Source organism: Pseudomonas sp. NPDC012596 (assembly GCF_042902325.1).
Lineage (GTDB): Bacteria > Pseudomonadota > Gammaproteobacteria > Pseudomonadales > Pseudomonadaceae > Aquipseudomonas.
In genome coordinates, this window is the sequence record NZ_JBIBEB010000012.1 from 126,925 (window position 1) to 148,026 (window position 21,102).

The 21,102-nt window shown below is 63.8% G+C and carries 17 protein-coding genes and 1 riboswitch; of the genes, 12 read left to right on the forward strand and 5 right to left on the reverse strand.

Annotated elements, in window-relative coordinates:
• Nucleotides 1-120: 120 nt before the first annotated feature.
• Nucleotides 121-1,290: a 1-acyl-sn-glycerol-3-phosphate acyltransferase gene (locus ACFY68_RS16205; RefSeq protein ID WP_346614914.1), complete on the reverse strand. Its 1,170-nt coding sequence runs from the start codon at nucleotides 1,288-1,290 to the stop codon at nucleotides 121-123.
• Between the two features lie 120 nt (nucleotides 1,291-1,410).
• On the opposite strand from ACFY68_RS16205, the gene ACFY68_RS16210 reads away from it, so the two are divergent.
• The 4 genes from ACFY68_RS16210 (at nucleotide 1,411) to ACFY68_RS16225 (ending at nucleotide 3,439) form a co-directional block, all read left to right on the forward strand.
• Nucleotides 1,411-1,593, forward strand: a complete 183-nt coding sequence (locus tag ACFY68_RS16210; RefSeq protein ID WP_346614915.1) for a CPXCG motif-containing cysteine-rich protein — start codon at nucleotides 1,411-1,413, stop codon at nucleotides 1,591-1,593.
• The gene (locus ACFY68_RS16215; protein ID WP_387529120.1) at nucleotides 1,593-1,853 is read left to right on the forward strand and encodes a putative signal transducing protein; all 261 of its coding nucleotides are present in this window, start codon (nucleotides 1,593-1,595) and stop codon (nucleotides 1,851-1,853) included. The genes ACFY68_RS16210 and ACFY68_RS16215 overlap by 1 nt, the downstream gene beginning before the upstream one ends.
• Nucleotides 1,854-1,868: 15 nt before the next feature.
• Complete coding sequence (locus ACFY68_RS16220) at nucleotides 1,869-2,489, forward strand: SOS response-associated peptidase (RefSeq protein WP_387529123.1); 621 nt, start codon at nucleotides 1,869-1,871, stop codon at nucleotides 2,487-2,489.
• A 134-nt stretch (nucleotides 2,490-2,623) separates the two neighbouring features.
• Entirely contained in the window at nucleotides 2,624-3,439 is an 816-nt protein-coding gene (locus ACFY68_RS16225; protein ID WP_346614918.1) for a M48 family metallopeptidase, read from the forward strand.
• 98 nt (nucleotides 3,440-3,537) lie between these two features.
• Here the strand turns inward: ACFY68_RS16225 and ACFY68_RS16230 are convergent, their stop codons facing one another.
• The 3 genes from ACFY68_RS16230 to ACFY68_RS16240 all read right to left on the reverse strand — a co-directional run bounded on the left by ACFY68_RS16230 (nucleotide 3,538) and on the right by ACFY68_RS16240 (nucleotide 6,400).
• Nucleotides 3,538-4,119: a TMEM165/GDT1 family protein gene (locus tag ACFY68_RS16230; protein WP_346614966.1), complete on the reverse strand. Its 582-nt coding sequence runs from the start codon at nucleotides 4,117-4,119 to the stop codon at nucleotides 3,538-3,540.
• Nucleotides 4,120-4,210: 91 nt separating this feature from the next.
• Nucleotides 4,211-4,343: riboswitch (yybP-ykoY riboswitch) on the reverse strand.
• A 39-nt stretch (nucleotides 4,344-4,382) separates the two neighbouring features.
• Entirely contained in the window at nucleotides 4,383-5,381 is a 999-nt protein-coding gene (locus tag ACFY68_RS16235) for a methyltransferase (RefSeq protein ID WP_387529126.1), read from the reverse strand.
• A 53-nt stretch (nucleotides 5,382-5,434) separates the two neighbouring features.
• Nucleotides 5,435-6,400 carry a 2-hydroxyacid dehydrogenase gene (locus ACFY68_RS16240; protein WP_346614920.1) on the reverse strand — a complete coding sequence of 322 codons (966 nt, stop codon included), beginning with the start codon at nucleotides 6,398-6,400 and terminating at the stop codon, nucleotides 5,435-5,437.
• A gap of 161 nt (nucleotides 6,401-6,561) precedes the next feature.
• Here ACFY68_RS16240 and ACFY68_RS16245 point away from each other — a divergent pair, with 161 nt between their 5' ends.
• From ACFY68_RS16245 to ACFY68_RS16280, 8 genes are all read left to right on the forward strand, one after another.
• Nucleotides 6,562-8,244, forward strand: a complete 1,683-nt coding sequence (locus ACFY68_RS16245) for a fatty acid--CoA ligase (RefSeq protein ID WP_387529130.1) — start codon at nucleotides 6,562-6,564, stop codon at nucleotides 8,242-8,244.
• Nucleotides 8,245-8,575: 331 nt separating this feature from the next.
• Entirely contained in the window at nucleotides 8,576-10,462 is a 1,887-nt protein-coding gene (locus ACFY68_RS16250; RefSeq protein ID WP_346614922.1) for a DUF1302 domain-containing protein, read from the forward strand.
• Nucleotides 10,463-10,487: 25 nt separating this feature from the next.
• Nucleotides 10,488-11,852, forward strand: a complete 1,365-nt coding sequence (locus tag ACFY68_RS16255; protein WP_387529133.1) for a DUF1329 domain-containing protein — start codon at nucleotides 10,488-10,490, stop codon at nucleotides 11,850-11,852.
• 252 nt (nucleotides 11,853-12,104) lie between these two features.
• A complete protein-coding gene (locus ACFY68_RS16260; protein ID WP_387529136.1) occupies nucleotides 12,105-14,822 on the forward strand; it encodes a LuxR C-terminal-related transcriptional regulator in 2,718 nt (905 codons plus the stop codon).
• 163 nt (nucleotides 14,823-14,985) lie between these two features.
• Nucleotides 14,986-16,593: a response regulator gene (locus ACFY68_RS16265; RefSeq protein WP_387529139.1), complete on the forward strand. Its 1,608-nt coding sequence runs from the start codon at nucleotides 14,986-14,988 to the stop codon at nucleotides 16,591-16,593.
• A complete protein-coding gene (locus ACFY68_RS16270; protein WP_387529142.1) occupies nucleotides 16,590-17,282 on the forward strand; it encodes a sensor histidine kinase in 693 nt (230 codons plus the stop codon). Before ACFY68_RS16265 ends, ACFY68_RS16270 begins: the two co-directional genes overlap by 4 nt.
• Before the next feature lie 147 nt (nucleotides 17,283-17,429).
• Nucleotides 17,430-18,071: an MBL fold metallo-hydrolase gene (locus ACFY68_RS16275; protein WP_346614927.1), complete on the forward strand. Its 642-nt coding sequence runs from the start codon at nucleotides 17,430-17,432 to the stop codon at nucleotides 18,069-18,071.
• A gap of 99 nt (nucleotides 18,072-18,170) precedes the next feature.
• Nucleotides 18,171-18,893, forward strand: coding sequence for an OmpA family protein (locus ACFY68_RS16280; protein ID WP_346614928.1), 723 nt, complete (start codon nucleotides 18,171-18,173; stop codon nucleotides 18,891-18,893).
• Nucleotides 18,894-19,013: 120 nt separating this feature from the next.
• Here the strand turns inward: ACFY68_RS16280 and pta are convergent, their stop codons facing one another.
• Nucleotides 19,014-21,101 (reverse strand): phosphate acetyltransferase, encoded by a 2,088-nt coding sequence (gene pta / locus ACFY68_RS16285; RefSeq protein WP_387529146.1) that lies wholly within the window; start codon nucleotides 21,099-21,101, stop codon nucleotides 19,014-19,016.
• Between the last annotated feature and the right edge of the window lies 1 nt (nucleotide 21,102).

Consider the following 21,102-nt stretch of genomic DNA (forward strand, 5'->3'; position numbering starts at 1 on the left):
GGCCGCTTTGCGGCCATTGGCCTGCAAGCCGGCCCTCACAGGTGCAGCGGCGCTCTCGAGGATAGCGCGGGCACTGTGGGAGCCGGCTTGCCGGCGAAAGGGCTGCAGAGCAGCCCTCGGTCAGGCAACCGGCGCCTGCAGCTTGACCTGATACTGGTTGCGCACTGGCGTTGCGTACTGCAAGACCAGATACGGCCGCTGCTCTTGCGGGCACGCGTCCAGGCGGCGCTGCCACTCTTCCTTGGCCTTGGCCAGCTCTTCGGCCGGGAACACCTGCTCGGCGCTCGGCACCTGCAGTGCCTCGTCCTTCTCGCCCCACATCGCATAGGCCAGGTAGTGCACCGGGAACAGCCGGTAGCCACCGAGGATCTGCCGGTCGATTTCCTGCGCCAGCTGCTTGGTATCCTCGTAGAACTCAGTCACCGGCGGCGCGAAGTTGATGTGCACACGGCCCTTGTAGCCGGTGATGCCCTTGGCAATGCTGTTGTCGTCCTCACCCGGCGCCTTCTGGTAGGTGCCAGTGGTGGCGCGGATATACAGCTCGCGCGCTTTGGCCTGGTCACAGGGGTCGTACTCGTAGCTGATCGACACCGGGGTCAGGTTCAGGCTCTGGATCACTGCGCCGAACGGTTCGTCCTTGCGGCTCATGTGGAACATCTTGAGGATGGCCGAGTCGGTGCGGTCGTCACCATCCTTGGCGCGGCCTTCGGCCTGGGCGATCCAGATCGAGGCGCTGTCGTTGCGGATGGAGTGATTGATGTAGGCAGAGAGCAACTGATAGGCCGCGAGCTTTTCGCGACGGCCGCTCAGCGAGCGGTGGACGATAAAGCTCTTGTTCAGGCGCATCATGTCGCTGACGAACGGCTTTTGCAGCAGGTTGTCGCCAATCGCGATGCGCGGTGTCGGCAGGCCGGCGTGGTACACCGCGTAATTGACGAAGGCCGGGTCCATGACGATGTCACGGTGGTTGGCCAGAAACAGATAGGCAGTGCCGGACTTGAGCTGTTCGACGCCGGTGTAGGTGACGCCGTCCGTGGCGCGCTCGATGGTCTGGTCGACGTAGTACTCGACCTTGTCCTGCAAGGTGGAAACGCAGGTGACCCCAGCAAACTCCTGGCGCAGGCGGCGGGCGATCAGCGGCTTGAGCAGCCAGCCGAAAGCGCCAGCGGCGCGCGGGAAGCGGAAGTGGGTGAGGATATCGAGGAATGCCGGGTCGCTGAGCAGGCGTGCCAGAACGGCAGGGACCTCAGCATCGTCGTACGGTCGGATGGCATCGAATTCGCCCATCATGCTCTCTTGTTGGAAACGGCTAGGGTAATAGGTAGGGACGGGTCCGAAAAACGGTTCGGACACACGCAGGCCCTGTAAACAGACCGGCAATTATACGCACAAGTCACTTCGGAGGCCGCGATGCTGGAAACTGCGTTCTACGATTGCCCTTATTGTGGCGAGGAAGTCGAGACCACGGTGGATCTTTCCGGTGGCGATCAAGAGTACATCGAGGATTGCCAGGTGTGCTGCAAGCCGATTCGCTTCGTGCTGCAGGTTCACGGCGACGAATGGATGCTCGATGTCTACGGTGAGAACGACTGATGCGACGAATCTACGAACCGGAAAACCTGCTTGAGGCCGAAATGCTGGTGGGCATGTTGGCCAGCGAGGGGGTCGAGGTGCACCTGGTCGGCCGCGACCTGATGGGCGCTGTCGGCGAGCTGCCGGTGCAAGGCTTGCTCGGCCTGGCGGTGCCCGATGAGCAGGCCGGTTACGCACGGCAACTGATCGATGCGTACAATGGTGCCCAGCCGCTTGCCGGCGACGAACCGGAGAGTTATCCCGGTACCTTGATCTGCTAGGTTCTGAATTCGCCCATGTGTGGACGCTACGCCCTGTTTCGCTGGCCCCAGGAGCTGGCAAGCCTGCCTGGTTTTCCTGCCGGCCAGCCGGCGCAATGGAACATCTCGCCCGCCGCTTCGGTGCTCATCCAGCGCCAGGTCGACGGCCAGCTGCAACTGGCCAAGGCACGCTGGGGGTTGACCCCCGCCTGGCTCACCGACCTGTCTCGCACCCCTGCCCATGCCCGTGCCGAAACCCTGGCCGAGCAACCCATGTTTCGTGAAGCGCTGCGCCTGCGGCGTTGCCTGATGCCGGCCAACGGTTTTTACGAGTGGCGCGGCACGGTGCGCAAGCGGCCGTACTGGCTAACGCCCGGAGAGGGCTCGTCGCTATATTTCGCGGCGATCTGGGAGGCCTACCCGGTGCAGGACCAGGTGTGGTTGAGCTGCGCGGTGGTGACCCAGGCGGCCATGAACCAGCGGCGGCCGTTGATTCTCGATGAGGCGGGGCAGGCCGCATGGCTGGACCCTGAAACACCGCTGCCGCATTTGCATGAACTGCTGGCCAGCCCGCCGGCCACGCTGCGGGAACGAGCGTTGGCGAATTTCGTCAACGATCCCAAACTGGATGCGCCGGAGTGCCTGACGCCGGCCTGATCGTGGCCTTCACCGGCCTCTTCGCGGGCAAGCCCGCGATAGGGCTCGCGTAGGCGAAGAAATCTTACCTGCGGCTATGGCAGCCGTGGACGACTCGGCCTAGGATACGCCGCATGTAAAAAGGGAGTGTTTTCATGCGTAAGTCTTTTGTCGTCAGCCTGTTGAGTGCTGGCATCCTGCTGGCTGGCTGCCAGGCGGTGAATACCACCAGCGGCGGTGCTGTAGGCGTCGAGCGCAAGCAGTACATGTTCAGCATGCTCTCGACCGATGAGGTCAACCAGATGTACGCCCAGTCGTACCAGCAGACCCTTGGCGAAGCCTCGACCAAGGGCGTGCTGGACAAGTCCAGCGCCGATGCCAAACGGGTGCAGGCCATCGCCAACCGGCTGATCGCCCAGGCGCCGAAGTTCCGCCCCGATGCCGCGCAGTGGCAGTGGGAAGTCAACGTAATCAAGAGCGATGAGCTCAACGCCAACTGCGGCCCGGGCGGCAAGATCATCGTCTACACCGGCCTGATCGATCAGCTCAAGCTGACCGATGCCGAGATCGCCGCGGTGGTCGGGCACGAAATCGCCCACGCCTTGCGTGAGCACAGCCGTGAAGCCATGTCCAAGGCCTATGGCGTGGAAATGGCCCGGCAGGGCGCAGGTGCGTTGTTTGGCCTTGGCCAGAACAGCATCGCCCTTGCAGACCAGGTGGTGAACTACGCCATGACCCTGCCCAACAGCCGTGCCAACGAGAACGAAGCCGACCTGATCGGCCTGGAGCTGTCGGCACGGGCCGGCTACGACCCGAATGCCGCGATCACCTTGTGGAACAAGATGAGCAAGGCTTCGGAGGGCGCCCCGCCCGAGTTCATGAGCACTCACCCGGCGTCTGATAGCCGGATCGCTTCGTTGCAGGCGGCGATTCCGAAAGTGATGCCGTTGTACGAAGCGGCCAAGAAGTAATTCGAGCTGCCGAGGGGCCGCCCCTGCAAAGTCCGCGCTGTTCTGTAGGCGCGGCCTTGTGACGCGATAGCGCTGCACAGCAGCCCCAGCTTCGAACGTTACCCCACCCAACCACTGGTCTTCATCGCCGAGTAGACGGCGACGATCGCCAGCACGACGAACGCGGTCGCCGCCAGCCGGCGAATCAGCGTCAGCGGCAGCTTCTCTGCAGCAAAGTTACCCGCCAGCACCACTGGCACGTTGGCAATCAGCATGCCCAATGTGGTGCCGATGATGACCATGATCAGGTGCGGGTACTGGGCAGCCAGCATCACCGTGGCCACCTGGGTCTTGTCACCGATCTCGGCCAGGAAGAACGCGATCAGCGTGGTAAGGAACGGGCCGAAGCGGCGGGCAGGGTTCTCGTCGTCATCCATTTTGTCCGGCACGAGCGTCCACAGGGCGGTGGCGGTAAAGCTCGCGGCAAGGATCCAGTGCAGCGTGGTTTCGCTGAAGAACCCGCTGACCCAGGCACCCACGGCACCTGCGGCGGCATGGTTGGCCAAGGTGGCGGCGATGATACCGGCGATGATCGGCCAGGGCTTGCGGAAGCGCGCAGCAAGGATGAGTGCGAGCAATTGCGTCTTGTCGCCGATTTCGGCCAAGGCGACGATCGCCGTGGGGACGAGCAAAGATTCCAGCATCAGGTTTCCTACGGGGGCGGGTCGACACGGCTATGACACGTACAGCCTTCCCGCCCCGGGTAAGGTGTGCGTGTCATAGGTCTTGTCAAACCCTGGATCCGTCTGTGCGGATCTTGCTCATCAGAGCTGGGTCGCACGCGCCATGGCCTGTGGGCCAAGTATGTTGACGCGTGCCGGGCAAGCAGGGCGCTTGCGGGAGACTACTCCCCTAGGACGGAGCGGATTCTGCCTAGCCGAAACGGTTTCGGCAAGCCCTGTTTTTAACCGCGTGTTGCCCTGTAGATACGGAAACCGTCGGCTTCGGCGCAGGTCTGGCAGTTGCCCAACGCGCCCTCTATCAGCGGTTGGTAGCGCAGGAAACTATTGGCGACCAAGCGCATTTCGCCGCCTTTTCGCAGATGTTGCCCTGATTTTTTCAGCAGGTTTTCCGATGCCTGATAGTTCGTGTGCACCCCGGTGTGGAACGGCGGGTTGCTCAGGATAAGGCTCAGGTCGCCGGGCGCGGCATCAATCCCATCACCACTGATGACTTCACCTGCAAGGTTGTTGGCTGCCAGGGTGAGACGGCTGGCGGCCACGGCGAAGGCGTCCACGTCCAGCAGGGTGACCTGGCTCTGTGGATAACGGCGCTTGACCGTGGCGCCAAGCACGCCGGCACCGCAGCCGAAGTCCAGCACATGGCCCACCGGCAGGTTGTCCAGGTGCTTGAGCAGCAGCGCCGTGCCCCGGTCGAGGCGGCCATGGCTGAACACGCCGGGCAGGCTGACCACCTGCAGCGGGCCGTCGTCCAGCTCAAGCTCGAAGCGCTCGGCCAGGCTTTCCAGCGCCTTGGCTTCGGGCGCGTTGTCCACGGTGACCTGCCACAGCTGGCAGTGCCGGGCGCTGTCCAGCTTGCGTGGCTTGCCGAAGGCTTGCAGCTGCTTCGCTGCACCCTCGATGCCGCCGCGTTTTTCGCCCACCAGGTACAGTTCGCGGCCGGCCAGGCGCGAGGCCAGGGCGTTGAGCAGGTAGGCCGCCAGTTCGCGCGACTTGGGCAGGAACAACACCGCCGTTTCGAAGGCTACCGGCGGCACTTCGACGCCGTAATGGCTACGCCCGGCAAAACGGCCATCGAGCATGGCCTGGTCGCCGGCATGCCAAGTCCAGCCATGGGCCTTTGGCAGCTGGCCGAGCAGGTCGTCAGCCGGCGCGCCGGCGAGCAGCAGCGGACCCTGGAACAGGTCCGCCTGGCGGAGCAATACTTCACTGCGCGGGTCCATGGACGGCGCCTCCTGAAAAAAGTGGCGCAGTGTAGCAGAGCCGGCTTGTGTGCTCAGCTGACCACGCGGCGTGGCTGGCCGGCGAAGAAGGCCTGAGCGTTCTCGCTGAGTTGGCCGACGATGCGCTGGCGTGACTCCACGGCGCCCCAGGCGCTGTGCGGGGTGACGATCAGGCGCGGGATATCCCCGGCCAGCAGCGGGTTGCCGTGGACCGGCGGTTCGACGCTGAGCACGTCGGTGGCAGCGCCGCCCAGGTGGCCGTTGCGCAAGGTGTCGGCCAAGGCTTGTTCGTCGATCAGGCCGCCACGGGCGGTGTTGACCACCAGTGCCCCCGGCTTGAGCAGCGCCAGTTCACGGGCGCCGATCATGTGCCGGGTGTGCTCGTTGAGCGGGCAGTGCAGGGTCAGGGCGTCGACCTGCGGCAGCAGGTCTTCCAGCGGCAGGCGATCGTCGCGTGCCGGGCGCCCCGGGATCTGCCCGCTCAGCACGCGCATGCCGAAGGCTTCGGCAAGCCTCGCCACCGCGCCGCCCAGTTCGCCATGGCCGAGCAGGCCGAGGGTCTTGCCCTCCAGTTCGACGATGGGAAAGTCCAGCAGGCAGAACTGGCTGGCCTTGGCCCATTGGCCGTCGGCCACCGCCTGGTTGTAGTCGCACAGGCGCGTGGCCAACGCCAGCAGCAGGGCGATGGTGTGCTGGGCCACCGAGGGCGTGCCGTAGCCCTGGCAGTTGCACACTGTGATGCCCTGGGCGCGGGCCGCTGCCAGGTCGACGTTGTTGGTGCCGGTGGCGGCCACCAGGATCAGCTTGAGCTGCGGGTTGGCCGCCAGGGCCTCGGCGTCGAGCATGACCTTGTTGCTGACCACCGCCACGGCGCCCTGCAGGCGCTGGGCCACCTGGTCCGGGCGGGTGGCGTCGAACAGTTCGAACTCATCGAACTGGCTTTGCAGCGGGGAAAGGTCCAGGTCACCGAGGTCCAGGGATTGGTGATCGAGAAACACGGCGCGACGCGGGCTGGGCATCAGTAGGGCTCCGTTGGCAGGGCAGGGATGGTCCGTCCCCCGAACAATGCCACTCATACCTTGCGCAGCCAAATCATTCCTTCGGCTGATTTGACCGTCACATTGGCGAACTACAGTAGATCCCAGACTTGTTCGGCCCGCTTTCCAGATAAGGGATACCCATGTTGCAGACCCGCATCATCAAGCCCGCCGAGGGCGCCTATGAATACCCGCTGTTGATCAAACGCCTGCTCATGTCCGGCAGCCGGTATGAAAAGACCCGCGAGATCGTCTATCGCGACCAGTTGCGGCTGACCTATCCACAGCTCAACGAGCGCATCGCCCGCCTGGCCAACGTGCTGACCGAGGCCGGGGTCAAGGCCGGTGACACCGTGGCAGTGATGGATTGGGACAGCCACCGCTACCTGGAATGCATGTTCGCCATCCCGATGATCGGCGCGGTGGTGCACACCATCAACGTGCGCCTGTCGCCGGAACAGATCCTCTACACAATGAACCACGCCGATGACCGCTTCGTACTGGTCAACAGTGACTTCGTCGGCCTGTATCAGGGCATTGCCGGGCAGCTGACCACGGTCGACAAGACCTTGCTGCTGACCGATGGCCCGGACAAGACCGCCGAGCTGCCGAACCTGGTCGGCGAGTACGAGCAACTGCTGGCAGCGGCCAACCCGCACTACGATTTCCCCGACTTCGACGAGAATTCGGTCGCCACGACCTTCTACACCACAGGCACCACCGGCAACCCCAAGGGCGTCTACTTCACCCATCGCCAACTGGTGTTGCACACCCTGGCCGAGGCCTCCGTTACGGGTAGCATCGACAGTGTGCGCCTGCTCGGCAGCAACGACGTGTACATGCCTATCACGCCCATGTTCCATGTGCATGCCTGGGGCATCCCGTACGCGGCCACCATGCTCGGCATGAAGCAGGTGTACCCGGGGCGCTACGAGCCGGAGATGCTGGTCAAGCTGTGGCGCGAAGAGAAGGTCACCTTCTCGCACTGCGTGCCGACCATCCTGCAGATGCTGCTCAACTGCCCAAGCTCACAAGGCCAGGACTTCGGCGGCTGGAAGATCATCATCGGCGGCAGCGCGCTGAACCGCTCGCTTTACCAGGCTGCGCTGGCGCGGGGCATTCAGCTGACGGCGGCGTACGGCATGTCCGAAACCTGCCCGCTGATCTCTGCCGCACACCTCAACGATGAACTGCAGGCCGGCAGCGAAGACGAGCGTGTTACCTACCGCATCAAGGCCGGGGTGCCGGTGCCACTGGTGGAAGCGGCGATCGTCGACGCCGAGGGCAATTTCCTCCCGGCCGACGGCGAGACCCAGGGCGAACTGGTGCTGCGCGCGCCCTGGCTGACCATGGGCTACTTCAAGGAAGCGGAAAAAAGTGAGGAACTGTGGCAAGGCGGCTGGTTGCACACCGGTGACGTCGCCACCCTTGATGGCATGGGTTACATCGATATCCGCGACCGCATCAAGGATGTGATCAAGACTGGCGGCGAGTGGATCTCGTCGCTCGACCTCGAGGACCTGATCAGCCGTCACCCTGCCGTGCGCGAAGTGGCGGTGGTGGGCGTTGCCGACCCGCAGTGGGGTGAGCGCCCGTTTGCCCTGCTGGTGGTGCGTGACGGGCAGGCCCTCGATGCCAAGGCGCTGAAGGAACACCTCAAGCCCTTTGTCGAGGAAGGCCATATCAACAAGTGGGCGATTCCCAGTCAGATTGCCGTTGTTACAGAAATTCCCAAGACCAGCGTAGGAAAACTCGACAAAAAGCGTATCCGCCAGGACATCGTGCAGTGGCAGGCCAGCAACAGCGCGTTCCTTTCCACGCTGTAACCGCGCTGCGGGTCATGTACCTCGGAACATGACCCGCAGGCCAGAGCGGCCCGCGCCTTGCCAAACGAAAAAAATGCGCCATGCTTCTGCCTTGCCAGCGCGCAACCCGGGACCACGCGGGGGCGAATTGGCGGCTAGTGTGCAAATCACACTTTAGAGGGATCAAGCACCCAAGCCTGCTGGCTATAGTCGGGGCCAGGGGATTTTCAGGAATGGGGGAGGGCGACACGCGCAACACGTGTCGCTGCAGGTGAAAGCCTGCATACCGGTCGCTCGGGCCGTTCTTGAAAGGACTCACTGCCATAACAAAAAAGTACATGGAGTAGCGTCGATGACATCTGCAAACCCGTTCTGGCGTCGGGCCAAGCTGCCCTTGGCCGTCAGCCTTGCTTCCACGCTCGCAAGCCCTGCTTTCGCAGTCAGTTTCAACATCGGGGAAATCGAAGGCCAGTTCGACTCGTCGCTCTCTGTCGGCGCCAGCTGGTCGACCGCCAACCCGAACAAGAACCTGATCGGGGTCAACAACGGCGGCAAGGGCCTGTCGCAAACCTCTGACGATGGCCACCTCAACTTCAAGAAGGGTGAAACCTTCTCGAAAATCTTCAAGGGCATCCATGACCTCGAACTGAAGTACGGCGACACCGGCGTTTTCGTGCGAGGCAAGTATTGGTACGACTTCGAACTGAAGGATGAGAGCCGCGAGTTCAAGGACATCAGCGATTCCGGCCGCAAGGAAGGCGCCAAGTCTTCCGGCGCCCAGTTGCTCGATGCCTTCGTGTACCACAACTACTCGATCGGCGATCAGCCCGGTTCGGTGCGCTTCGGCAAGCAGGTGGTGAGCTGGGGCGAAAGCACCTTCATCGGTGGTGGCATCAACTCGATCAACCCGATCGACGTCGCCGCCTTCCGCCGCCCTGGCGCCGAGATCAAGGAGGGCCTGATCCCGGTCAACATGTTCTACATCTCGCAGAGCCTGACCGACAACCTGTCGGCCGAAGCCTTCTACCAGGTCGAGTGGGACCAGACCGTCGTCGACAACTGCGGCACCTTCTTCTCGCAACCCGACATCATCGCCGACGGCTGCACCGACAACCTGCGCGTGCTCAACAGCAGCCGCACAGTGCCGGCAGCGGCCCAGCAGTTCCTCGCCACCCGTGGCGTGAACATCAACGAAGAAGGTGTGATGGTGGCCCGTGGCGCTGACCGCGACGCCCGTGACAGCGGCCAGTTCGGTGTGGCCATGCGCTACATGTTCGAACCGCTCGACACCGAGTTCGGCGCCTACTTCATGAACTACCACAGCCGTGCGCCGATCTTCAGCGCCACAGGCGCCTCGCCGTCGGTGTTTGCCGGCCTGAGCCAGCTGCCAGCGCAGTTGCGTGCATTGGCGCCATTGATCGTGGCCGGCAACTCGAAGTATTTCGTCGAGTACCCAGAAGACATTCGCCTGTATGGCCTGAGCTTCTCCACCACGCTGCCCACCGGCACCGCGTGGAGCGGTGAAATCAGCTACCGGCCCAATGCCCCGGTGCAGTTGAACACCACCGACATCCTGTTCGCTGGCGTGCGCCCGATTGGCGGCGCACTGAGCAACGCCTCGCTGCTCACCGGTACCCCAGGGGAAGACCTGCACGGCTACCGCCGCAAGGAAGTTACCCAGTTCCAGACCACCCTGACGCACTTCTTCGACCAGGTGATGGGTGCCAGCCGCATGACCGTTGTGGGCGAAGTGGGTGTCACCCACGTGGGTGGCCTGGAGAACGCGCACGAAACCCGTTACGGCCGTGACCCGGTATTCGGCCCGGGCCCACTGCCAGCCACCGGTGGCGCCGATACCTGCCAGGCGCTCAACACCAGCACTATCGCTGGCGCTGGTGCCGGTGCTTCGACCACCAACCTGAACCGCAAGTGCGAAAACGACGGTTACACCACCAGCACTTCCTGGGGTTACCGTGCCCGGGTCATCTGGGACTACAACGACGTGTTCGCCGGGGTCAACCTCAAGCCCAACGTGGCGTGGTCGCATGACGTGTCCGGCTACTCGCCAGGCCCTGGCGGCAACTTCGAGGAAGGCCGCAAGGCGGTCAGCCTTGGCCTGGACGCCGAGTACCAGAACACCTACACCGCCAGCCTGTCGTACACCAACTTCTTCGACGGCAAGTACAGCACCGTGGATGATCGCGACTTCGTCGCCCTCAGCTTCGGCGTGAACTTCTAAGCAATCAGATCCAGGACGACACGACATGAACAAGACCAGAAGTCTGCTGCAAGCCGGTGTACTGGGCCTGTCCCTGCTGGCGACCAGCGTCATGGCTGCGGTTTCCGCCGATGAAGCGGCAAAGCTGGGCAGCACCCTGACACCCATGGGCGCGGAAAAGGCCGGTAACGCTGATGGCTCCATCAGCGCGTGGCAGCCGCTGTCGAAGACCGCCGGCAGCGTCGATGCCAAAGGCTTCCTCTCCGACCCGTACGGCAGTGACAAGCCGCTGTTCACCATCACCGCGCAGAACGTCGAGCAGTACAAGGACAAGCTGTCACCGGGCCAGGTGGCAATGTTCAAGCGCTACCCGGACACCTTCAAGATCCCGGTGTACAAGACCCACCGCGGCGCCACCGTGCCTGATGAGGTGTTTGCCGCCATCAAGAAGAACGCCACCGCGACCACGCTGGTCGAGGGCGGCAACGGGCTGAACAACTTCCAGACCGCCGTACCGTTCCCGATCCCCAAAAGCGGCCTCGAGGTCATCTGGAACCACATTACCCGTTACCGTGGCGGCAGCGTGACGCGCCTGGTAACCCAGGCCACTCCTCAGCAGAACGGCTCCTACAGCCTGGTGTACTTCCAGGACCAGTTCGTCTTCCGTGACCGGATGAAGGACTACGACCCGAACAACCCGGGCAACATCCTGTTCTACTTCAAGCAGGAAGTGACTGCGCCAGCGCGCCTGGCCGGGACCGTGCTGCTGGTACACGAGACGCTCGACCAGGTGAAGGAGCCGCGCAAGGCGTGGATCTACAACGCCGGCCAGCGCCGCGTGCGCCAGGCTCCGCAGGTGTCGTATGACGGGCCGGGCACCGCAGCCGATGGCCTGCGCACCTCGGACAACCTGGACATGTACAACGGTGCGCCGGACCGCTACGACTGGAAGCTTGAAGGCAAGAAGGAAATGTACATCGCCTCCAACGCCTACAAACTCGACGATCCGAAGCTCAAGTACAGCGACATCCTCAAGGCCGGCCATATCAACCAGGACTTGGCCCGTTACGAGCTGCGCCGGGTATGGCATGTGGTCGCCACGCTCAAGCCTGGCCAGCGTCACATCTACGCCAAGCGTGATTTCTACATCGACGAGGATACCTGGCAGGCAGCGGTAATCGACCAGTATGACGGCCGTAACCAGCTGTGGCGCGTGTCCGAGGCGCATGCCCAGGACTACTACAACGTGCAGGTGCCGTGGTACACCCTGGAAACCATCTACGACCTGCAATCGGGCCGTTACCTGGCTTTGGGGATGAAGAACGAAGAGAAAAAATCCTACGACTTCGGCTTCAGTGCCAGCAAGGCCGACTTCCAGCCCGCTGCGCTGCGCCAGTCGGGCATCCGTTGAACCGCTAGTCCACACCTCCGTGTGATCTCCCAGAACGCCCCGGCTTGCCGGGGCGTTTCTGTTCCAGCGCTGCGATAAAGCCGCTGAATACCCTGCCAAACCCGCATTACAGCTACTGTCCACCAGGGTTGTCGCTTTTTGTCGTAGTCTTTTCCGGACGATTTGCGCCCATCATCTTCAAATGCGCCGCGTTACCCGCTAGTCTCGCAACAATCCGTACCGCCGTAGTTTTTCAACCAGAACGAGCCGGTCATGACAGATTTGTCCCGTACGCATGGATTCGCCAGCCAGGCCCTGGGCCTGCTGGACGGGCGTTTCTTCCGGCCACCGCTGCCGGACGGTCACGTGCACCGCGCACGCCTGTGCCAGCGCCTGCAAGCCGGCCTTGGCGGGCGCTTGCTGCTGGTCAATGCCCCTGCAGGCTTTGGTAAAAGCTCCCTGGCCATCGAATTCTGCGAGGCGCTGCCTGGCCACTGGCGCAGCCTCTGGCTTGGCCTGAGCCAGCGCGATGCCGACCCCGGCCGCTTCCTCGAGCGCCTGCTCGAAGGCCTGCAGCAATATTGCCCGGCCCTGGGCGGCCAGGCGATGGGCCTGTTGAAGATGCGCCAGCGCCATCAACCCTTCGCCTTCGAGGAATGGCTCGACGGCCTGCTTGATGAACTGGCGTTGTACCTGCAAGCCGATACGCCGCTGCTACTGGTGCTGGACGACTATCACCTGGCCCAGGGCCCGGTTCTCGATCGCTGCCTGCAGTTTTTACTCAACCACTTGCCGGGCGGCCTGGTACTGCTGGTCACCAGCCGCCAACGGCCCGACTGGCACCTGGCGCGGCTGCGTTTGTCGCGGCAGCTGGTCGAGCTCAATGAGCAGGAATTGCGCCTGACGCCCGACGAGTCCCTGGCTGTCATTGGTCGGCAGCCCACCGGCCTGCGTGGCCAGGCCTTGGACAATCTGATCCAGCGCAGTGACGGCTGGGTGGCCGGGCTACGTTTCTGGCAGCTGGCGGCCAGCGAGTCCGGCGATGAACATGCCTTGCCCCACGCCTTGCATGGCGGCGAAGGGCTGATCCGCGATTACCTGCTCGAAGAAGTCATCGATATCCTGCCGGCCGAAGTACAGGCCTTCCTGTTCGACACCGCCTGCCAGGAGCGCTTCTGTGCGGCGTTGTGCGATGCCCTGCGCGAGCGCGACGACAGCGCTGCCATCCTGCGCTACCTGCAGGCCCACCAGGTGTTCCTGGTGCCACTGGACGAACATGGCCACTGGTACCGTTACCACCACCTGTTCTCCGACCTGTTGCGCAGCCGCCAGTCCAGCGAGCCGCAAGCGCGCCTGCACCTGCGTGCCTGCCGCTGGTTCCAGGCCCAGGGGCTGCTCGACGAGGCGGTGGAGCAGGCGTTGCGCGCCGGCCACCTGGATGTCGCCGCCGACCTGGTGCAGAGCCTGTCGGAAGAGCAACTGCTGGCCGAGCAGAATGTCGGCATGTTGCTGCGCTGGAAAATGGACCTGCCCGATAGCCTGCTGATCAGCACGCCACGGTTGATCGTGCTGTACAGCTGGGCGCTGGGCCTGGCCTGTCAACTGGATGCCGCAGAGGAGCTGGCAAGCTACCTCAGCCGCTTCCTGCCAGCGCCTTCGGCCACCGCGCAGAAGTCCATGCTGGCGCAGTGGCTAGCCTTGAGCGGGGTGATCGCCCGTGGCCGCGGCGACCGTGAACGCACCCTGGCCTACTGTGGTGAGGCGCTGCAGAGCCTGCCGTGCAAGCGCTATGGTCAGCGCCTGGTGTGCCTGTCTACACTGTCCAACCTGGCTATTGCCGATGGCGATTTCTGGCGCGCGCGGGGCTGGAACCGCGAGGCGCTTGAGCTGGCCCAGCGGGTCGGCAATCCGTTGTTCGAAGCCTTGGCTCACTACGACCGTGCGCGGGTGCTGCATGCCCGCGGCGAAGCACTGCGCGCCCTGGATGAAGTGCGCCAAGGGTTGCAGCGCTTGCAGGATCTATCGGCCCAGCGGCTGTATGCGGTACGTGCACGGCTTACCTTGTACGAGGGCTACTTGCTGGTTACTCGCCTGCAACCTGCACAAGGGCGTGCGCGTTTGCGTGCAGGGCTGGGTGAAGCGCGTGCCTGCCGTGATATCAGCGTATTGATCGGCCATTGCGTGATTGCCACGCTCGACGGCCGCGAAGGCCATTACGCAGAGGCGTTCGCCGAGCTGGCGGAGGCCGAGCGGTTGATGCATATCTGGGATGTACCGCCGATCTTCTACCTGGCCATGATCACCCTGGTGAAGTGTGAGCTGTGGCTGGCCCAGGGCCGTACCGACCTGGCCGAATCTTGGTTGCTGCGGCTTGGGCAGACCTATGGTGGCGAACACCCGGCCGCGGCGCCGGAGTTCCACCCATTGCTGCCCTTGCACATCGAATTGCAGCAGGCATTGCTCGACCGCATCCAGGGGCGCAGTGAAGATGCTGCGGTGCGCCTGCGCGGCCTGGTCGAGCGTGGGCAGGGCAGCGGCGGCATGATGTTGACCCTCAGCGCGCTGTGCCAATGGATCGCATTGTTACTGGAGCAAGGGCGCGAAGCGCAGGCCACGGAGTTGCTGCCTGCGACCCTGTCGGCGGCCCAGGGCGGGGTGATGCAGCCGTTCCAGCGGCTGATCGAGCGCCACCCGCTATGGTTGCGTGAGCAGTTGCTCGCCCGCCCGGCCTGCAAAGTGCAAGCCGACCTGCTGGCGCGCCTGCCCGAGCTGGTGGCGCCCAGCAGTGGCACCAACGAAGCCTTGAGCGGGCGTGAGCTGGCGGTACTCGAGCTGATCGCGCAAGGCTGTTCCAACCAGCAGATCAGCGAGCGCCTGTTCATCTCGCTGCACACCGTCAAAACCCACGCCAGCCACATCAACAGCAAGCTCGGCGTGGAGCGACGAACCCAGGCGGTGGCGCGGGCCAAGTCGCTGGGCTTGCTCGCCTGACGGTACTGCCGAGCGTTTGTCCGATAAAAAAGCAGTGGCTTGAGGGGGGGCAATCCTGGCGTAGCAATGCCTGGCTAATCTTTTCCGACCAGCGGCCGATACAGTATTCGGCGGTATGCATCACCCCGCGCCATCCTCCCATCATCCAATACAGGTCGTGTTGATGCTGCAGTACGGGCAAAAGAGCTTTTTGATCGTCGATGACTTCACCGACTTTCGTACGTCGACCCGCTCCATGCTGCGTGAGCTGGGCGTGCGCGACGTCGACACTGCCGACAGCGGTGAGCAGGCCCTGCGCATGTGCGGGCAAAAGCGCTACGACTACATTCTTCAGGATTTTCACCTGGGTGATGGCAAGAAGAATGGCCAGCAAGTGCTGGAGGACCTGATCCTCGACAAGCTCATCAGCCATGAGTGCGTGTTCATCATGGTGACCGCCGAAAGCAGCCAGGCCATCGTACTCAGCGCACTCGAGCACGAGCCCGATGCCTACCTGACCAAACCGTTCAACCGGGTTGGGCTGGCCCAGCGCCTCGACAAACTGACGCAACGCAAGACCTTGCTCAAGCCTATCCTCCAGGCGCTGGACCGCGGCCGCCCGGCCGAAGTGCTGGCGGCGTGTGCCGAGCTGTGCAAGAAAGACCCGCGGTTCGCGCCGCTGTGCCTGCGCTACCGCGCCGATGCCCTGCGCGGCCTCAACCGCTTCGAAGAGCTCGACAAGTTCCTCAAGGGCATCCTTGCCAGCCGGCCGCAGCCTTGGGCATACGCAGCATTGGGCAGCCTGATGCACAAGCGTGGCCAGAACGCCCAGGCCCAGGGGGTTTACGAGCAGGGGCTCAAGGCGTTCCCGATCATGCCGAGCCTGTATGACGGCATGGCCGACGTGCTGGTGGCCCAAGGCGACACCAAGCGCGCCCAGGGCATGCTCGAAGAAGCGGTGCGCCTGTCGCCCCTGGCAGTGCGGCGCCAGGCTGCACTGGGCAAGCTGGCGCTGGGCAACGAAGACTTTGAGAGCGCGGCGAAGGCCTTCCGCCATGCGGTGAACCAAGGGCAGAGTTCGCGCTACAAGGATGCCGAGAGCAACCTCGGGCTGGTGCAGGCACTGATGAGCAAGAACGCCGGTTTTGGCCTGGATGCGCGCACCCGAGTCGAGATCAACACCGTGCTCAGCGAGGTGGCCAAGGACAACCTCGACGATCAAGGCCTGCAGGTGCGGGCACGCATGATGAAGGCCGCCAGCCTGCAGCAGGCCGGTGATGCCGATACCGCCGCCAAGCTCACCGAACAGGCCCTGCAGCGGCTGGACAAGATGGACCAGTTCTTCTCGGTTGAAGCGGCGTTGACCGTGGCCAGGCAGTTGCAAGGGCTCGACCAGGCTGCGGCGGCGAACAGCATCCTCAAGGCGTGCGTGGAAACCTATGGTGATGACCCCAAGGTCATGCAGAGTGTAGCCGCGCTGACCGACGACCCGGCAGTGCTCAACGCTGTCACCGAGGCGGTCGACCTCAACCGGCAGGGCGTGCGCAGCTACCAGGCTGGGCAACTCAACGAAGCCTTGCAGATGTTCCGCAGGGCTTTGTCGCTGCAGCCCAAGAACATCAGCATTGCCCTCAACACATCCCAGGCGCTGTTGCGTATTGGTGGCGAAGTGACCCCGCCTGCCATCCTGGAGGAGTGTCGCAGCTGCCTGACCAGCGTGGCAGGCATCCCTGCCAGTGACAGCCGCTATGATCGCTACCGCAAATTGCACATCAAGGTTTTCGGCGCATGAGCCAGGATAATCAGGGGCTGGATTTTTCCACGGTGATCGCCTCCACCGTGCACGACCTGAAAAACTCGTTGTCCGCGCTCATCCAGTCCCACGACCAGTGGCTGGCGCGCCTGCCCGAAGAGCTGCGCAGCGGCACCGAGCAGGGCGTGATGGAGCATGAGTTCCGTCACCTCAACGGCATGTTGGTGCAGTTACTGGGGCTGTACAAGCTGGGCGTCAACCAGCTCCCGGTGTGCCCGGACTACCACGAGCTGGACGACTTCATCGAAGCGCAACTGGCGGCCCACCAGCAGGTGCTTGAGCACAATGACATCCTCGCCACCTGGCGTGTGGACAGCGACAACCCGCTGGGCTTCTTCGACCGTGAGCTGGTCGCTTCGGTGATCGCCAACGTGATCACCAATGCCACCCGTTACGCTGGGCATGCGCTGCTGATCAGCATCGAGGAAGAAAACGAGCAACTGGTAATCAGCGTCAACGACGACGGCCCCGGCTACCCCGCGCGACTGCTCGAGCGGCAGCAGGACTACGCGCTGGGGATCGACGGGCAGAGTGGCAGCACCGGGCTTGGCCTGTATTTCGCGGCACGGATCGCGGCGTTGCACGAGCGCGATGGGGTGCAAGGGCGGATAGAGATTGCCAATGGCGGGGCGCTTGGGGGTGGGTTGTTCCGGTTGTATTTGCCGTGATTGAGCGCGTGGGGCCCAGGGCTTGCCTTGGGTTATCCTGCGCACATGAAATCGAGCGCCGCCCGCGCCGCGCTCGATCTGCTTGGCGCCATACAACTAAAGACAAGCGCCCGGTTCCACCCACTCACGACCGCACCGGTAGCCCAGATGCTTTCCCAGCCCCCCCTCATCCGCGAAACCTTCCCCGTAGGCCCGCTGCAGTGCAATTGCACCCTGATCGGCGACCCGCTCAGCAAAAAAGCCATAGTCGTCGACCCGGGCGGTGACCCGGACAAGATCCTCGCCCGCCTGCAGGCTCACGGCCTGACCCTGGTGAGCATCATCCACACTCACGCGCACTTCGACCATTTTCTGGCCTCGGGCAAGCTCAAGGAGCTCACAGGCGCCACCTTGCACCTGCACAAGGACGACCAGCCGCTGTGGGACAACCTGGAGATGCAGTGCCAGATGTTCGGCGTACCCTACACCCCGGTGCCACCGCCGGACCGTTGGCTGGGTGATGACGAAGCGCTGGCCTGCGGCTGTGGCGTGGCCCTGCACACCCCAGGGCATACGCCGGGCTCGATGAGCTTCTGGTTCGCCGATGCCAAGCTGCTGGTGGCGGGGGATACGCTGTTCCGCCGTGGTATTGGCCGTACCGATTTGTGGGGGGGCGATCAGCGGGCTATCGTTCGTTCGATCAAGGAGCGGCTGTACCGTCTGGATGAAGACGCCATCGTGGTCACCGGCCACGGGCCGGATACCCGCCTTGGCGACGAAATGCGCGAGAACCCGTTCGTGCGGGCATGAACAGGTTTTCATGGAATTATTTCGCCGCGCTGTAATCCAAGGCTGGCATAGATCCATTCACGATTTGCCGCACACACGAATTTTTGTAGGAGCTTGTCCATGTTCACCATGCGTCGTCTGATTATCGTCGCGACCGCTGCAGCCCTGATGACCGGCTGCGCCAGCCAGAACCCTTATGACAACCAAGGTCAGGCACAGGGCGGCTCGACGGGCATGAGCAAGACCGCCAAGTATGGTGGCCTTGGTGCGCTGGCCGGCGCCATCGCCGGTGCCGCCATCGACCACAACAACCGTGGCAAGGGCGCCCTGATAGGCGCCGCCGCTGTCGGTGCCGCCGCTGCCGGTTACGGCTACTACGCCGACAAGCAGGAAGCCGAATTGCGTGCGCAAATGGCCAATACCGGCGTTGAAGTGCAACGCCAGGGTGACCAGATCAAACTGATCATGCCGGGCAACATCACCTTCGCCACCGATTCGGCGAACATTGCGCCGAGCTTCTACTCGCCGCTGAACAACCTGGCGACCTCGTTCAAGCAGTTCAACCAGAACACCATCGAAGTGGTCGGCTTCACCGACAGCACCGGCAGCCGCCAGCACAACATGGACTTGTCCCAGCGCCGCGCCCAGGCGGTCAGCGCCTACCTGACCTCGCAAGGTGTGGATGCCTCGCGCGTTACCGTACGTGGCATGGGCCCGGACCAGCCGATTGCCAGCAACGCCGATGCCAATGGCCGCGCTCAGAACCGCCGGGTAGAAGTCAACCTGAAGCCGATCCCAGGTCAGCAGTACGACCAGCAGGGGCAGGTTCAGCAGTACCCGTGAGTTCTTGGGGCCGCTGTGCGGCCCTATCGTCGGCAAGCCGGCTCCCTCAGGGTCGCAAACGCTGCACATCGCTGGGGGGCCGGCTTGCCGGCGCTTGGGCTGCACAGCAGCCCTCAGGTTTCAGCGCACAACGCTGGCCTGAATGGCTGTAAGGGCGATGGTATGCACGATGTCATCCACCTGAGCACCGCGTGGCAGGTCGTTTACCGGCTTGCGCAGGCCTTGCAGCATGGGCCCCAGGCTGACCCCGTCGGTACTGCGTTGCACCGCCTTGTGGGTTGTGTTGCCGGTGTTCAGGTCGGGGAACACGAACACCGTGGCGCGCCCGGCCACCGGGCTGTTGGGGGCGAGCTGGCGGGCAATATCAGGGTTGGCGGCAGCGTCGTACTGCAGCGGCCCATCAATCAGCAGGTTCTGCTCCGCGCTCTGCGCCAGGCGCGTGGCTTCGCGCACTTTTTCCACTTCTTCGTCGCTTGCCGAGTCGCTTGAGTAGCTGATCATCGCCACCCGTGGCGCGATGCCGAAAGCTTGTGCCGATTCGGCGCTCTGGCGGGCGATCTCGGCCAGTTCGCTGGCACTGGGGTGCGGGTTCATCACGCAGTCGCCGTACACCAGCACCTGTTCGGGAAACAGCATGAAGAACACCGACGACACCAGGCTTGCGCCCGGCGCGGTCTTGATCAGTTGCAGGGCAGGGCGGATGGTGTTGGCGGTGGAGTGCACCAGCCCCGAGACCAGGCCATCGACTTCATCCAGTGCCAGCATCATGGTGCCGATCACTACCGGGTCTTCAAGCTGTTGCTCGGCCATGGGCGCATTGAGGTTCTTGCTCTTGCGCAGGTCGACCATCGGCTCCACATAGCGCCCGCGAATCAGCTCGGGGTCGAGAATTTCAAGGTCCGCCGGCAAGGTGATGCCCTGCGCGCGGGCCACGGCTTCGACTTCTTCCGGTTTTGCCAGCAGCATGCAACGGGCGATCCCTCGCGCCTGGCAGATGGCGGCAGCCTGCACCAGCAAAGGCTCGGCGCCTTCCGGCAGGACGATGCGTTTATTCGCCTGCTGCGCCCGCTGTATCAGCTGGTAGCGGAACACCGCTGGCGACAGGCGCAGCTCGCGCGGGGTGCCGCAGCGTTGGTGCAGCCAGGCCGCGTCAAGGTGGCTGGCGACGAAGTCGGTGATGAACTCGGCGCGCTCGCGGTCATCCACCGGGATTTCGCGGTTGAGCGAGTTGAGCTGGTTGGCTGTGTCGTAGGAGCCGGTGCTCACCGAGAGTATCGGCAGCCCGGCCTGCAGGGCGCCGCGGCACAGGCCGAGGATGCGTGTATCGGGCTTGCTGTCGCTGGTCAGCAGCAGGCCGGCCAGCGGCACACCGTTGATCGCCGCCAGGCTGACGGCGAGGATGATGTCGTCGCGGTCGCCCGGCGTCACCACCAGCGTGCCGGGGGTGAGCAGCGGCACGGTATTGGCCACGGTGCGTGCACAGATGATGATCTTGTTCATGCGCCGCTGTTCGTAGTCGCCGGCATTGAGCACTTGCGCGCCCAGCAGGTCGGCCACGTCACGGGTGCGCGGGGCATTCAGGTCGGGCTGGTAGGGGATGCAACCTAGCAGGCGGAAGTCGCCGCCACGCAGCAGCGGCGAGTGCTCGCGCAGGCGCGTGGCGAACTCGGCCATGCTCTCGTCGGTGCGCACCTTGTTGAGGACCACCCCAAGCACTTTCGGGTCGCGCGGGCCACCGAACAACTGGGCCTGCAGTTCGACCCGCCCGGACAGTTCGCTGAGCACTTCGTTTTCCGGCGCCGACACCAGAATCACTTCGGCGTCCAGGCTCTTGGCCAGGTGCAGGTTTACCCGCGCCGCATAGCTGGCATGGCGGGTCGGCACCATGCCCTCGACCACCACCACGTCATTGCCGATGCAGGCTTGCTGATAAAGACGAATGATTTCCTCGAGCAGCTCGTCCAGCTGGCCGTCGCCGAGCATGCGCTCGACCTGGGCCAGGCTCAGTGGCTTGGGCGGCTTGATGCCGTGAGTGCGGGCGATCAGCTCTGTGGAACGTTCCGGGCCGGTGTCGCCAGGGTGCGGCTGGGCAATCGGCTTGAAGAAGCCGACCTTGAGCCCGGCGCGCTCCAGGGTGCGCACCAGGCCCAGGCTGATCGAAGTCAGGCCGACACCGAAATCGGTCGGCGCTATGAAAAATGTCTGCATG

What these genes read in the sequence shown, in the direction of transcription:
- ACFY68_RS16280 (WP_346614928.1), top strand. Translation starts at nt 18,171, where the DNA reads ATGTTCACCATGCGTCGTCTGATTATCGTCGCGACCGCTGCAGCCCTG.
- ACFY68_RS16205 (WP_346614914.1), bottom strand. Translation starts at nt 1,290, where the DNA reads ATGATGGGCGAATTCGATGCCATCCGACCGTACGACGATGCTGAGGTC.
- ACFY68_RS16210 (WP_346614915.1), top strand. Translation starts at nt 1,411, where the DNA reads ATGCTGGAAACTGCGTTCTACGATTGCCCTTATTGTGGCGAGGAAGTC.
- ACFY68_RS16265 (WP_387529139.1), top strand. Translation starts at nt 14,986, where the DNA reads ATGCTGCAGTACGGGCAAAAGAGCTTTTTGATCGTCGATGACTTCACC.
- ACFY68_RS16255 (WP_387529133.1), top strand. Translation starts at nt 10,488, where the DNA reads ATGAACAAGACCAGAAGTCTGCTGCAAGCCGGTGTACTGGGCCTGTCC.
- ACFY68_RS16245 (WP_387529130.1), top strand. Translation starts at nt 6,562, where the DNA reads ATGTTGCAGACCCGCATCATCAAGCCCGCCGAGGGCGCCTATGAATAC.
- ACFY68_RS16225 (WP_346614918.1), top strand. Translation starts at nt 2,624, where the DNA reads ATGCGTAAGTCTTTTGTCGTCAGCCTGTTGAGTGCTGGCATCCTGCTG.
- ACFY68_RS16240 (WP_346614920.1), bottom strand. Translation starts at nt 6,400, where the DNA reads ATGCCCAGCCCGCGTCGCGCCGTGTTTCTCGATCACCAATCCCTGGAC.
- ACFY68_RS16235 (WP_387529126.1), bottom strand. Translation starts at nt 5,381, where the DNA reads ATGGACCCGCGCAGTGAAGTATTGCTCCGCCAGGCGGACCTGTTCCAG.
- ACFY68_RS16260 (WP_387529136.1), top strand. Translation starts at nt 12,105, where the DNA reads ATGACAGATTTGTCCCGTACGCATGGATTCGCCAGCCAGGCCCTGGGC.
- pta (WP_387529146.1), bottom strand. Translation starts at nt 21,101, where the DNA reads ATGCAGACATTTTTCATAGCGCCGACCGATTTCGGTGTCGGCCTGACT.
- ACFY68_RS16215 (WP_387529120.1), top strand. Translation starts at nt 1,593, where the DNA reads ATGCGACGAATCTACGAACCGGAAAACCTGCTTGAGGCCGAAATGCTG.
- ACFY68_RS16250 (WP_346614922.1), top strand. Translation starts at nt 8,576, where the DNA reads ATGACATCTGCAAACCCGTTCTGGCGTCGGGCCAAGCTGCCCTTGGCC.
- ACFY68_RS16270 (WP_387529142.1), top strand. Translation starts at nt 16,590, where the DNA reads ATGAGCCAGGATAATCAGGGGCTGGATTTTTCCACGGTGATCGCCTCC.
- ACFY68_RS16275 (WP_346614927.1), top strand. Translation starts at nt 17,430, where the DNA reads ATGCTTTCCCAGCCCCCCCTCATCCGCGAAACCTTCCCCGTAGGCCCG.
- ACFY68_RS16220 (WP_387529123.1), top strand. Translation starts at nt 1,869, where the DNA reads ATGTGTGGACGCTACGCCCTGTTTCGCTGGCCCCAGGAGCTGGCAAGC.